Source organism: Gordonia crocea, assembly GCF_009932435.1.
Classification (GTDB): domain Bacteria; phylum Actinomycetota; class Actinomycetes; order Mycobacteriales; family Mycobacteriaceae; genus Gordonia; species Gordonia crocea.
Genome location: NZ_BJOU01000017.1, coordinates 55106 through 67559 on the forward strand (window position 1 = coordinate 55106; position 12454 = coordinate 67559).

At 68.6% G+C, this 12454-nt stretch carries 11 protein-coding genes and 1 pseudogene; 3 read left to right on the forward strand and 9 right to left on the reverse strand.

Annotated elements, in window-relative coordinates; genetic code table 11:
• Positions 1 to 3 precede the first annotated feature (3 nt).
• From nbrcactino_RS15470 to nbrcactino_RS15505, 8 genes are all read right to left on the reverse strand, one after another.
• Positions 4 to 1263, reverse strand: a complete 1260-nt coding sequence (locus nbrcactino_RS15470; RefSeq protein WP_161928376.1) for an MCE family protein — start codon at positions 1261 to 1263, stop codon at positions 4 to 6.
• Positions 1264 to 1267: 4 nt separating this feature from the next.
• Positions 1268 to 2467, reverse strand: a complete 1200-nt coding sequence (locus nbrcactino_RS15475) for an MCE family protein (protein WP_228460960.1) — start codon at positions 2465 to 2467, stop codon at positions 1268 to 1270.
• Positions 2464 to 3525: an MCE family protein gene (locus nbrcactino_RS15480; RefSeq protein WP_161928378.1), complete on the reverse strand. Its 1062-nt coding sequence runs from the start codon at positions 3523 to 3525 to the stop codon at positions 2464 to 2466. The genes nbrcactino_RS15475 and nbrcactino_RS15480 overlap by 4 nt, the downstream gene beginning before the upstream one ends.
• Positions 3518 to 4696 (reverse strand): MCE family protein, encoded by a 1179-nt coding sequence (locus nbrcactino_RS15485; protein ID WP_161928379.1) that lies wholly within the window; start codon positions 4694 to 4696, stop codon positions 3518 to 3520. Before nbrcactino_RS15485 ends, nbrcactino_RS15480 begins: the two co-directional genes overlap by 8 nt.
• Positions 4697 to 4699: 3 nt before the next feature.
• On the reverse strand, positions 4700 to 5551 hold the full coding sequence (locus nbrcactino_RS15490; RefSeq protein WP_161928380.1) for an MlaE family ABC transporter permease: 852 nt from the start codon (positions 5549 to 5551) through the stop codon (positions 4700 to 4702).
• A 1-nt stretch (position 5552) separates the two neighbouring features.
• Positions 5553 to 6317, reverse strand: a complete 765-nt coding sequence (locus tag nbrcactino_RS15495; protein WP_161928381.1) for an MlaE family ABC transporter permease — start codon at positions 6315 to 6317, stop codon at positions 5553 to 5555.
• A 57-nt stretch (positions 6318 to 6374) separates the two neighbouring features.
• Positions 6375 to 7265 (reverse strand): 3-oxoacyl-ACP reductase, encoded by an 891-nt coding sequence (locus tag nbrcactino_RS15500; RefSeq protein WP_161928382.1) that lies wholly within the window; start codon positions 7263 to 7265, stop codon positions 6375 to 6377.
• 125 nt (positions 7266 to 7390) lie between these two features.
• Complete coding sequence (locus nbrcactino_RS15505; RefSeq protein WP_161928383.1) at positions 7391 to 7582, reverse strand: ferredoxin; 192 nt, start codon at positions 7580 to 7582, stop codon at positions 7391 to 7393.
• 110 nt (positions 7583 to 7692) lie between these two features.
• Here nbrcactino_RS15505 and nbrcactino_RS15510 point away from each other — a divergent pair, with 110 nt between their 5' ends.
• From nbrcactino_RS15510 to nbrcactino_RS15520, 3 genes are read left to right on the forward strand one after another with little or no spacing between them, the layout of a single operon-like run.
• Positions 7693 to 8880 carry an acyl-CoA dehydrogenase family protein gene (locus tag nbrcactino_RS15510; RefSeq protein WP_161928384.1) on the forward strand — a complete coding sequence of 396 codons (1188 nt, stop codon included), beginning with the start codon at positions 7693 to 7695 and terminating at the stop codon, positions 8878 to 8880.
• Between the two features lie 9 nt (positions 8881 to 8889).
• Positions 8890 to 10023, forward strand: a complete 1134-nt coding sequence (locus nbrcactino_RS15515; RefSeq protein WP_161928385.1) for an acyl-CoA dehydrogenase family protein — start codon at positions 8890 to 8892, stop codon at positions 10021 to 10023.
• Positions 10024 to 10043: 20 nt separating this feature from the next.
• Positions 10044 to 11591 (forward strand): AMP-binding protein, encoded by a 1548-nt coding sequence (locus nbrcactino_RS15520; RefSeq protein ID WP_161928386.1) that lies wholly within the window; start codon positions 10044 to 10046, stop codon positions 11589 to 11591.
• A 59-nt stretch (positions 11592 to 11650) separates the two neighbouring features.
• Here the strand turns inward: nbrcactino_RS15520 and nbrcactino_RS15525 are convergent.
• A pseudogene (locus nbrcactino_RS15525) lies at positions 11651 to 12450 on the reverse strand (crotonase/enoyl-CoA hydratase family protein).
• Between the last annotated feature and the right edge of the window lie 4 nt (positions 12451 to 12454).

Sequence of the window (12454 nt, forward strand, 5' to 3'; positions counted from 1 at the left end):
TCGTCACCGTTCGGCCCCGTACGGCACCAGCATCGCGCCCAGCGGATTGGGCAGGTTGTTGGCCCGCCGCGTGTTCTCGTCGAGGTCGCGGATGCCCTGCTGGGCACGTTGCTTCACCGACTGGTTCTGGTACTTGATCTGGTGGGGCAGTGCGTTCTGCCCCTGCACCGGGTTGATCAGGAACGGCGGGTAGTTCATCACCAGCGACTTGAGCACCGGCGCCAGTACGTCGACGCACTTGTCGACCTCGGCCTGGCTCTGCCCGGGCCGGTTGTTGGCCTCCATCGTCCCGCACAGCAGGGTGATGAGGTTCGCCCCCATGCCGAGCCCGAAGATGCCGCCGAGCGAACCGGTCATCGGGTTGTAGATGTTGTAGAAGTTCGACAGCTGGGTCGGCGCCGAGTGCAGCAGGCCGCGCAGCTGGGAATCCTTCTCCCGCACCAGATTCGTGGCCTCGGCGACCTTGGCGAGCGATGAGTTGATCGCCGCACCGTTGGTGTCGAGGAACTTCTTGATGTCGACCATCGCCGAATCCAGCCCGTGCAGCGCGTCGTTGAGCGCAGCGGTATCCGACAGCACCGCCGAGACCGTCGCGATCCGCCCGTTGAACTGCATCAACTGCTCGTGGCTGGCCGAGAGCACCTCGGTCAGCTGCTGCAGGCTGCGGATCGTCGAGAACAGGTCGCCGCGACCGGCCGAGAGCGTCCCCATCACCTTCGACATCTGGCGGATCGAGCGGTTGATCGCGTCGCCGTTGCCGTCGAGGTTCTGTTCGGCGACCCCGATGACCCGGGTGGCCGAACTGCTGCCGGTGCTGTCCGGGCCGACCGCCTCGGTGAACCGGGTCAGCTGCTTCTTCAGGTCGTCCCACTCCATCGGCACCGCGGTCCGGTCCATCGGGATGTCGGCGCCGCCGACCAGCTTGGGACCGCCGGAGTACACCGGCGCCAGCTGCACGAACCGGCCGGAGACCAACGACTGCGCGACGATGAGGGCCTTGGCGTCGGCCGGCACCTCGGCCGAGCGGTCCAGCCGCAGCCGGACCTTGACCGAATCCGATTGCGGATCGATGCCGACGACCCGGCCGACGTTGACGCCGAGCACCCGCACCGGGTCGCCGACGAAGAGGCCGGTCACCGAGCGGAAGTAGGCGGTCACGGTATTGGTGGTGGCCTTCTGGAACCCGAAGTAGCCGACCACGACGACCAACAGCACGGCGAGGATCGCCAGCGCCGACAGCCACACACGTTTCGCGTAGGTCATCGGGTCACCTCCCCCGCCGCGAGGACGGATATCTGATCTTGGGCGCCGGGGACTTCGGCTTGTTCGGGTTGTATTCCGGCGCGATGCTGTAGCGGGTCGGGTCGAAGTTGCCGCCGGTGTACCAGAAGGCCTGGAAGATCTCCGGGTACTTGCGCTGCAGCGCCTTCATGAAGACCGCGGTGTAGTCGCCGAAGGTCGGGACGCCGACCAGCGACGAGAAGTACGGGCCCGAGGCCACCGCCTCGCCGAGGAGGTTCGCGTACGGGCCGAGCCGGTCGATCGCCTTGACCAGGTCGGCCTTCTTGTCGACGAGGATCTGCATGACCCGGTCGAGCTTGCCCAGCACGGGCGCGAGCTGGGCGTTGTTCTCGGCGATGAAACCTCGGATCTGGGTGGTGACGTCGCGGGCGCCGGTGATGATCTGCTCCAGCGCATTGGCCCGGTTCTGCAACTCGCCGAGCAGCGCGTTGGCGGAGAGCAACAGTCGGTTCACCTGGTCGCTGCGGTCGCCGACCACCGCGCTGACGCGGTTGGCCCGGCCCAGCAGCTCGCGCAGCGACTTGTCCCGATCGGCGATCGCGGTGGACAGCCGGGAGATCCCGTCGACGGCGGCGCGCACCGAGGCCGGCGTCGCGGAGAAGGTGCGCGACAACGTGTCCATCGCTGTGCGCAGCGCTGCCGTGTCGGTCTCTTCGATGGTGCCGGTCGCGTTGTCGAGGGCATCGGTCAGCGAGTAGGGCGCGACGGTGTTCTCGTTGGCGATCTCGCCACCGGGCTTGATCCGCCCCGGGCCGTGCGGGATGAGAGTGAGGTTGCGCCGGCCGAGCACCGTCTCGGTCTTGATCGCGGCCTGCGTGTCGACGCCGAGTTTGATCGAGTCAGCGAGCCGGAACCGGACCGCCGCCTTCGTGCCGTCGGCGGTGCGGGCCAGCCTGATGTTCTCGACACTGCCGACGTTGACGCCCGCCACCGACACCACGTCGCCGGGTACCAACCCGCCGGCGTCGTCGAAGAATGCGTCGTAGGTGCTCACCGGGGAGAGGAACGGCAGGCTGTTCATCTGCAGGGCGGTCAGCACCACCAACGCGGTCACCACGAAGCCGATGACGCCGGTCGCGGCGCGGCTGCGCTGCCCGCGGGCCGCGTCGCGCTCGACGTCGGCGGCGTTCGACCCGGCCCGGTGGGTATCGATGGGTTCGCTCACGGCTGGCACCTCCCGCCGGCCTTCTGGGTGTTGCCGAGCATGTCGATCGTCGGGATCACCAGCTGCGGGGTGCCCGGCGCACCGAAGATCAACCGCTGGCGGCAGATCCAGATCTGCAACCAGGCGCCGTAGCTGCCGAGGTTGGACAGTTTCTTGAAGTCCCCGGGCAGGCGCGACAGCAGCGGGCGGATGTAGGACTCGCCGCGCAGGATCTCCTCGGTGGTGCGGCCGAGGTTGCGGACCAGGTTCTGCAGTCCGGGCCGGGTATCGCCGAGCAGGCGGGCCATGTTGGTGGCGACCGAGGCCGTCGAGGTCAGCGACGACCCGATGATCTCCTTCTGGCCGGCCAACCCGCTCATTAGGATCTCGAGCCGGTCGATGCTGGTGATCAGTCCGGTCCGGTCGGCATCGAGCGTGCCCACCATCGAATTGAGGTTGTCGATCACCGAGCCGATCAGCCGGTCACGGTCGGCCAGGGCGTCGGTCAGCTGCGCCGTCATGGTCAGCAGGTGGTTCAGCGACGGACCCATCTGCTCGTCCTGGAACACGTGGATGAGGCTGGTGGACAACTCGTTGACCTGTCGGCCGTCGAGGGTGCGGAAGAGCGGTTTGAAGCCGCCGAGCAGCTTGTCCAGATCCAGCGCAGGCTCGGTCTGGGTGGTCGGCAACGTCGTCCCGGGCGACAGCGTCTGGCCGGGATCACCGGCCCCGCGCCGCAGTTCCAGGAAGCGGTCGCCGGTCAGGTTCTCGTACCGGATGATCGCCTGCACCGACTTGGGCAGCGGGTACTTGCGGTCGACGGTGAAACTCAGCTTCGCGACGTTGTCGTCGGTCAGGCCGATGTCGCGCACGGCGCCGACGTCGACCCCGGCGATCTTGACCTTCGCGCCCGACTTGATCGCCGAGGCACTGGTGAACAGGGCGGAGTAGGTGTTGGTCCGGTTGCCCTGGAACTTGCTGAACACCGCGACCAGGCCGATGAAGACCAACAGCATGGCGGTGGTGAAGGCCCCCAGTTTGATGGCGGTGGCGCGGAATTGACGTGCGCGATTATCCACGGGGCGGCGCTCCGAACAGCAGTTGGAAGACCTTGGTCGTGTTCAGTTTCGGCTGGGTGCGCGGCTGGTACGGCCGCGGCGCGTTGTCGATCACGAGGAAGTTCGCCTTGGTCTTGGTACGGGGGTTGGACAGACCGTTCTCACAGGTGGGCGGTGCCGCACCGCGGACCCACGGAAGGTCTTCGGGGTACTCGTACTGGTCCTTGCCGGGGAGCAACCCGGCGTTGAGCTTGAGCAACCCGTCGTTCAGGCCGAAGATCGGCGCGCCCATCTCGAGGCCGACCGCCGCGGTGCGGATGAAGCAGGCGATGCCGGGTGCGTTGTAGCCGAGCAGCGCCATCGACGGGTTCGAGTCGTTGAGCATCGCGATGATCTTGGCCTTCTGCGGCCCGATGATGCTCTGCCCGGTGTTGGCCATCCCGGTCGCGCTGACCAACAACGCGTCGAGATTCGTGCGGTTGTCCAGCAGCGTGTTGCCCAAGAAGACCGCATTGTCAACGGTGCGCATCATGTTCGGCATCGCACCGGCGTAGAGGTTCATCGTCGTGGCCGTCTCGCGCAGCAGCGAGGTGAGTTCGTCCAGGTGCGGATTCGTCTTGCCGAGCACCTTCGACAGGCTGTCGATCCCGCGGCCGATGGCGTCGCCGTTGTCGTCGAACGCGGTGCTGATCGCACCGATCGCGGCGTTGAGCTTGTCCGGCTGCAGCTGGGCCAGGACGTCCACCAGCCGCTGGTAGACGGTGTTCAGTTCGACGGTGACGTGGTCGGCGCCGATCGTGGCACCGGCCTTGAGGACGCCGGAGGCACCGTCGTCGGGAACGACGAGGGTCACCGCCTTGGCGCCGAAGATGGTGTTGGACTTGATATCCGCGCGAACGTTGCCGGGGATGTCGTGCAGCTTGTCGCCCGCGATCGCCAGGTCGAGGACCGCGTGGCCGTCCTTCGCGGTGATCGACCGCACGCGGCCGACCTCCACCCCGCGCAGCTTCACCTTGGCGTCGGGGTTCATGACCAGCCCGGCGCGCGGGGCGACGACCGTGACCGGCACGGTCGATTTGAACCAGCCGAGGAACTGTCCGGCCGCGCCGGCGACCACCAGTGTCAGCGCCCCGACCATGATGACCGCCGCGGTCCGGCGGACCGCAGTGCTGCGCTCTTCCCGTCGAATCATCGTCTATCCCGCCAGGTTGAACTTGCCGTCGGCGCCGTAGATGGCGAGCGAGGTGAGCAGGGTGATCACGACGACGACGACCAACGAGGTCCGGACCGCGTTGCCGACCGCGACGCCCACCCCGACCGGACCGCCCGAGGCGGTGTAGCCGTAGTAGGTGTGGATCATCATCACGGCGATGGCCATGCAGATCGCCTGCGCGAAGGACCAGAGGATGTCCGACGGGATCAGGAACGTGTTGAAGTAGTGGTCGTAGACGCCCGGTGACTGCCCATAGAGGAAGACCGTCGCCATCCGGCTGGCCAAGAAGGAGGCCAGCGACGCCAGCGCGTACAGCGGGATGATCGCGACCAGCCCGGCGATGATCCGCGTGGAGACCAGGTAGGGCACCGAGTGGATGGCCATCGTCTCGAGGGCGTCGATCTCCTCGCTGACCCGCATCGCGCCGAGTTGCGCGGTCGCACCCGCGCCGATCGTTGCGGCCAGGGCGATACCCGCGATGACCGGCACCGCGATGCGGACGTTGATGAAGGCCGAGAAGAAGCCGGTCAGCGCCTCGACGCCGATGTTGGACAGCGAGCTGTACCCCTGCACGGCGATGGTGCCGCCGGTGAACAGGGTGAGGAAGCCGACGACGACCACGGTGCCGCCGATCATCGCCAGCGCGCCGGTCCCCATGGAGATCTCGGCGATCAGGCGCAGCGTCTCCTTCTTGTAGTGGCGCAGCGCACGCGGGATCGACACGATGGCATCCCAGTAGAACAGCGCCTGGTCCCCGATGCGGGCCCACCCGTCGCCCGAGCGCTTGAGCGCGGCGCGGGTCCGGCGGAACTGGGTTGCGGGCTGTAGGGCCACGTCATCCTCCCGTCGCGGTGAGACCGACCGCCGTGACGACGATGTTGACGACGAACAGGGCCATGAACGAATAGACCACCGTCTCGTTGACCGCGTCGCCGACGCCCTTGGCGCCGCCGGAGACGTTCAGGCCCTGGTAGCAGGCGACGAGACCGGCGAACAGGCCGAAGAGGGCTGCCTTGACCATCGAGATCATCAGCTCGCCGAGACCGGTGAGCAGGGTCAGGTTGGCGAGAAAGGCACCCGGGTTGACGTCCTGCAGGTAAACCGAGAAGACGAACCCGCCACCGATGCCGATGGTGCAGACGAGGCTGTTCAGCAGCAGCGCGACCCCGGTCGAGGCGATCACGCGCGGCACCACGAGGCGGTGGATCGGGTTGATGCCGAGCACCTTCATCGCGTCGATCTCTTCGCGGATCGTGCGGGCGCCGAGGTCGGCGCAGATGGCCGTGGCGCCCGCGCCGGCGACGATCAGCACGGTGACGATCGGGCCGATCTGAGTGATGGTGCCCAGTGCCGCCCCGGCCCCCGACAGGTCCTGCGCGCCGATCTCGCGCAGCAGAATATTGAGGGTGAAGCTCACCAGGACGGTGAACGGGATGGCGACGAGCAGCGTCGGGACCATGGAGACGCGCGCAATCGCCCAGGAGCATTCCACGGTCTCGCGCCACTGAAACGGTCGGCGGAAGAGTTCACGGGAGGCCTCGGTCGTGAGCGCGAAGAAGTCACCGAACGCGGCGAATGGCGACGCGAGCTTTGTGAGCACCGTCACTCCTCCCCGTTGGCTTTCGCGAACTTATCATGCGTTGGAATTGATAGATGGTCAGTTGACCAAGGCGTTACTGGAAAAGCCGATCCCGGAGTCGCGCGCCGCGAAGTAGCTGGTCAACGCAGAATCAAGCTCCTCGTCACCCCATCCATCACCGTCGGCCCGGAATACCTGGGCGATCTCCGGTGCGGCCATCAGGGTGACCTGGGGGCCGTAGACGACGAAGAGTTGACCGTTCACCGAGGACGCCGACGGACCGGCCAGATAGGTCACCAGCTCGACGACGTGCTCCGGCGACAGCGGGTCGACGCCGTCGGTCGGAGCGTCACCGAACACGTCGGCGGTCATCGCCGTGCGGGCCCTCGGGCAGATCGCGTTGGCCGTCACACCATAGCGCCCCAGGGCGCGGGAGGCGGAGAGGGTCAGGGCGGTGATGCCGGCCTTGGCGGCGGCGTAGTTGGCCTGTCCGGGCGGACCCAGCAGTCCCGCCTCGGAGGAGGTGTTGATCAGACGGCCGTAGGTCGTGCCGTCGCCCGCCTTGGCCTCGGCCCGCCAGTGGGCGGCGGCATTGCGGTTGAGCAAGAAGTGACCGCGCAGGTGCACGCGCTGCACCAGGTCCCATTCCTCGTCAGTCATGTTGAACAGCATGGTGTCTCGGACGACACCGGCGTTGTTCACGACGATGTGCAGGCCGCCGAGATCCTCGGTGGCGGTGCGCATGATCTCGGTTGCCGTCGCCGACTCCGAGATGTCGCCCGCCACCGAGACGCCGCGGGAACCCGCGGCCGCGATCTCGTCGAGCACATCGCTGTCAGACAGGGCGGAGGCGAGGTCGTTGACGATGACCGTCGCACCGGCCCGGGCCAATCCGATGGCCTCGGCCCGGCCCAATCCGGCACCGGCACCGGTCACCACCGCGACGCGGCCGCGCAACGAATCACTCACACTTGTCCCCTTCGCCATGTCTGATTGCGGTCCAGCAGATCCGGACCAAAACTAGAACCTGTTTCAGGCACCATACAGGTTCGCCTCGGGGTGTGGGCTGACACCCCGGAAAAAGATCACCCCGTTTATTCGTGCAGGCTCAGCGCCGACTTGGGGCAGCTGGCCACGACCTGGCGCATCTCCTCGGCGCGGTCCTCGGGAACATCTTCTTGCAGGATGACCAGGTAATCGTCATCGTCGAGCTCGAAGACATCCGGTGCCATCCCCACGCAGATCGCGTTGGATTCACACAGGTCGAAGTCGCAGGTGACTTTCATCGACCAACTCCTCTCCTCGGGGGCCGCCTCGGTTGACGAACCCGCTTCGTACAGGTTAGAACGTGTTACAGAATCAAGCGAGCAAACCCCTCAAGGAAAGCTGGACCGCCATGCGCATCGCCTATTCCGAATCGCAGGAGGCGCTCCGCCGAGAACTGCGCGCCTACTTCGACAAATTGATGACCCCGGAGCGCCGCGCAGCGCTCAGCTCGTCGTCGGGCGAACTGGGCGAGGGGGATGCCTACCGCGACGTCGTCCGCCAGATGGGGGCCGACGGGTGGCTCGCGCTCGGATGGCCGGAGGCCTACGGCGGCGCCAACCGGTCGATGATGGACCAGCTGATCTTCACCGACGAGGCCGCGATCGCCGGGGCTCCCGTCCCGTTTCTGACCATCAACTCGGTCGCCCCGACGATCATGGCCTTCGGCACCGACGAGCAGAAGCAGTTCTTCCTGCCCAAGATCGCCTCGGGCGAGCTGCACTTCTCGATCGGCTACTCCGAACCCGGCGCCGGCACCGACCTCGCATCGCTGCGCACGACCGCCGTCGAGGACGGCGACGAGTTCGTCATCAACGGCCAGAAGATGTGGACCAGCCTCATCCCCTACGCCGACTACGTGTGGCTGGCCTGCCGCACCGACCCGACGGCCTCGAAGCACAAGGGCATCTCGATGCTGATCGTGCCGACCACCGCCGAGGGCTTCTCCTATACGACAGTGCACACGATGGCCGGGGTGGACACCTCGGCCACCTACTACCAAGACGTCCGCGTGCCGACCTCGTCGCTGGTCGGCGAGCGCGGCGGGGGCTGGCCGCTGGTGACCAACCAGCTCAACAACGAGCGGGTGGCGCTGTGCAGCGCCGCCCCCATCCAGAACGCGCTGCGCGAGACCACCCGCTGGGCCCAGGAGACCAAGACGCCCACCGGCGACCGCGTCATCGACGCCCCGTGGGTGCGCGCCAACCTGGCCCGGGTGCACGCCGGGGTCGAGTTCCTCAAACTCATCAACTGGAAGATCGCCTCGCAGGCCGGTTCCGGCGAGGCGCCCAGCCCCGCCGACGCGTCCGCCACCAAGGTCTACGGCACCGAGTTCGCCACCGACGCCTACCGCCTGCTCATGCAGGTCGTCGGCCCGGCGGCCACCCTGCGCCAGGGCTCGACCGGGGCACACCTGTTGGGCCGCCTGGAACGGTTCCAGCGCTCGTCGCTGATCCTCACCTTCGGCGGCGGCACCAACGAGATCCAGCGCGACATCATCGCCATGCTCGCCCTCGGCCAGCCGCACCAGCGGCGATAGGAGACCATCGTGGACTTCACCACCGACGAGACGACCGGCGAACTCCTCGCCCTCGTCCGCGACATCACCGCCAAGCTCTCCACCACGGAACGCGTCGCCGAACTCGAGGCGCAGGGCGCCCCGCTCGACGCCGCGCTCTGGCGGGAGTTGGGCAATGCCGGGCTGATCGGCCTCGAACTGCCCGAGGGCCTCGCCGACGTGGGCGGCGGCCGCACCACCGTCGACACGGTGACCGTCGCGACCCAACTCGGCCGCGCCCTGGGCGTCGTGCCCTACGCCAGCACCGCCATCGCCGTGCTGCCCACGTTGGCACAGTGGTCGGCGCCGGCCCGCGACGGCTGGGTGGCCCGCGTGGCCGCCGGCGAGGCGGTCATCGCCGTCGCCGTCGACGAGGACGCCGTATACGACCCCTACTCCCCCGCGCTGCGACTCGGCGCCGGCGAGCCGGCCACATCGACACCGGCCGACGGGGTGCTGAATGGGACGAAGGTGAACGTGGCCTTCGCCACCGCCGCCGACGCCCTGCTGGTGACCGCCGACGGGTCCGGCGGCCCGGTCGCGGCCCTGGTCGCCGCCGATGCGCCCGGGCTGAGCGTCATCCCGACCCCGTCGACCGGCCTGCTCCCCACCGCGCAGGTGGACTTCACCGACGTCGCCGTACCCGCCGAGAACATCGTCGCGGCCGGGACCGGCGCGGTCGCGGCCCTGGTCGACCGGCTCACCCTGGCGGCCTGCGCCGAACAGTGCGGGATCCTCGACGAGGCGTTGCGCCTCACCGCCGCCTACGCCGCCGACCGCGAGCAGTTCGACCGCAAGATCGGGTCCTTCCAAGCGGTGGCCCAGCGCCTCGCCGACGGCTACATCGACGTCCAGGGACTGGTGCTGACCACCACCCAGGCGGCGTGGCAGCTGGCCGAGGGCCTCGACGCCGCCTCCGCCATCGACACCGCCAAGTTCTGGGCCGGACAGGCCGGGCACCGCGTCGCCCACACCGCGGTCCACGTGCACGGCGGCGTCGGCCTGGACACCTCGCACCCGACGCACCGGTACTTCTTGCGCGCCAAGCACAACGAGTTCGCCCTCGCGGCGGAACCGGCCGTGCTGGCCCGCCTCGGCGACCGCCTCGCCGGCGAACCCGCCTGAGCACCACCGCGATTCGTCCGATGTCCACGGTCACCGATGCGCGCTCGCTGTCCGAGCTGTTGGCACCGCTGACCGCGGTGACCGACCGGGGGTTGCGCTGTGGCGACGCGCAGGTGAGCTGGCGCGACCACCTGCGCCGGGCGGCGCGGCTGGCCGCGGCGATCGACGAGCAGCTCGACCCGGCCCGCCCGCCGCACGTCGGGGTGGCCGCCGCCAACTCGATCTCCTACTGCGAGGCGCTCGCGGCCGCGGCCCTCGGCGGATTCGTCGTCGTCGGGTTGAACACGACGCGCCGCGGCGAGGCCCTGCGCCGCGACGCGGAGAAGGCCGACTGCCAGTTCGTCCTCGTCGACGGCAGCACCGCGGGGTTGATCGCCGACGCCGGGCTCGCCGTGGCGACCTACGACCTCGACGGCCGCGAATGGGCCGAGCGCCTCGCGCGCCATCGGCTGCCCGCCGAAGCCGTCGTCGTGCCGCGCAGCCCCGACCAACAGCTCATGCTGATCTTCACCTCGGGTACCACCGGCGAACCGAAAGCGGTGCGGTGCAGCCACCGCAAGTTCGCGGCCCCGGCGGTGATGTTGGCGCAACGTTTCGGGTTGGGCCCCACCGACGTCGTCTATCTGTCGATGCCGCTGTTCCACTCCAACGCGACGATCGCCGGCTGGGCGGTCGCCCTGGCGGCCGGCGCCTCGATCGCGCTGCGCCCGTCGTTCTCCGCGCGCGGGTTCATCGACGACCTGCACCGCTACCGGGTGACCTACGCGAACTATGTCGGCACCCCGCTGCACTACGTACTGGCGGTCCCGCCGGATCCGCGCGACGCCCAGGTGGCGCTGCGGATCATGTACGGCAACGAGGCGACTGCGGCCGACCGCGCCGCATTCGCCGAGCGGTTCGGCGCCACCGTGGTCGACGGGTTCGGCTCCACCGAGGGGGGAGTCTCCATCTCCCGGACGCCGGACACCCCTGCCGACGCACTGGGTCCGTTGATTGCGCCGGTCGCCGTCGTCGACCCGAAGTCGTTGGCGCCCATGCCAGTCGGCGAGGTCGGCGAGATCGTGAACACGTCCGGCCCCGGCTTGTTCGACGGCTACTACCACGACGACGAGGCCACGGTGCAGCGGATCCGCGGTGGGATGTACCGCACCGGCGATCTCGGTTGGGTGGGCGAGGACGGCTATGTGCGATTCGCCGGCCGCCTGGGCGACTGGGCCCGCGTCGACGGGGAGAACATCGGCACGGCGCCGATCGAGGCCATCTTGCTGCGCCACCCGGCGATCCGCCGGGCGGCGGTCTACGGGGTGCCGGTGGAGATCGGCGACGAACTGTGGGCGGCCCTCGTGGCCCCCGGCCTGACGGCGCAGGAGTTCTCCGATTTCCTTGCCGCACAACCAGACCTGGGCCCCAAGCAGTGGCCGTCACAGGTCCGGATCGTCGACGCGTTGCCGCAGACGGCCACGTTCAAGACGGTGCGCGCGGCGCTGCGCGACGCCGGTTTCGGGCCCGACTGGTCCCGGTGCGCCGATGACGGCCGCTACCGCCCCTCTCCGCCGACTGGGCCCTAATCCCCGCCGACTGGGCCCTAATCCCCGCCGACTGGGCCCTACTTCCCGTCGACTGGGCCCTACTTCCCGTCGACTGGGCCCTCGCCGGTGCGCCACCGGGCAATCCGCGCCTCATGCTCGGGGTCGAGATGGGCCAGCGGTTGCATCGCCGCGGCCATACCGAGCACCGACTCCAGCGAACCCGCCTGCGACTCCTGCAGCAACCGCTTGGCCATCCGCAGCGCCTCCCCGGGGTTCTTCGCGATCCGCTCGGCGAGCCGGTCGGCCTCGGCGAGCAGCGTCTCATGCCCCACGACCTTGCTGACCAACCCCCAGGACAGTGCGGTTGCGGCATCGATCCGGTCGCCGGTGAACGTCATCTCCGCGGCGCGTTCCCAACCGATCGCCCGCGGCAGGAACCAGGTGCCGCCATCCCCCGGGATCAGGCCCAACGAGACGAAACTCTCCGCGAAAGTCGCCCTCTCCGAAGCGATTCGGATATATCGCACATCATCGCCAGATCGAGCCCGGCGCCGATCGCGGCTCCGTTCACCGCCGCGATGATCGGCACCTCGAGGCGTCGCAGGGCCCGTGGGATGCGCTGGATTCCGGCGACGTAGGCGCGCCGCTTGGCCCGCTCGTCGACGCCGAACATGCCCTGCCGGTCGGCCATCTCCTTGACGTTGCCGCCGGCGGAGAAGATCTTGCCCTCACCGGTGAGGATCACCGCCCGCACGCGCGTGTCCGCGTTGGCCTCGTCGACCGCGCGCTCGAGTGCCTCGATGACGTCGAGCCCGGTGATCGCATTCCCCACGTCCGGACGGTTGATCGTCCAGATCTGGATGTGATCGGCCGTCGCAATCTTCAGCGGGGTGGTCATGGCG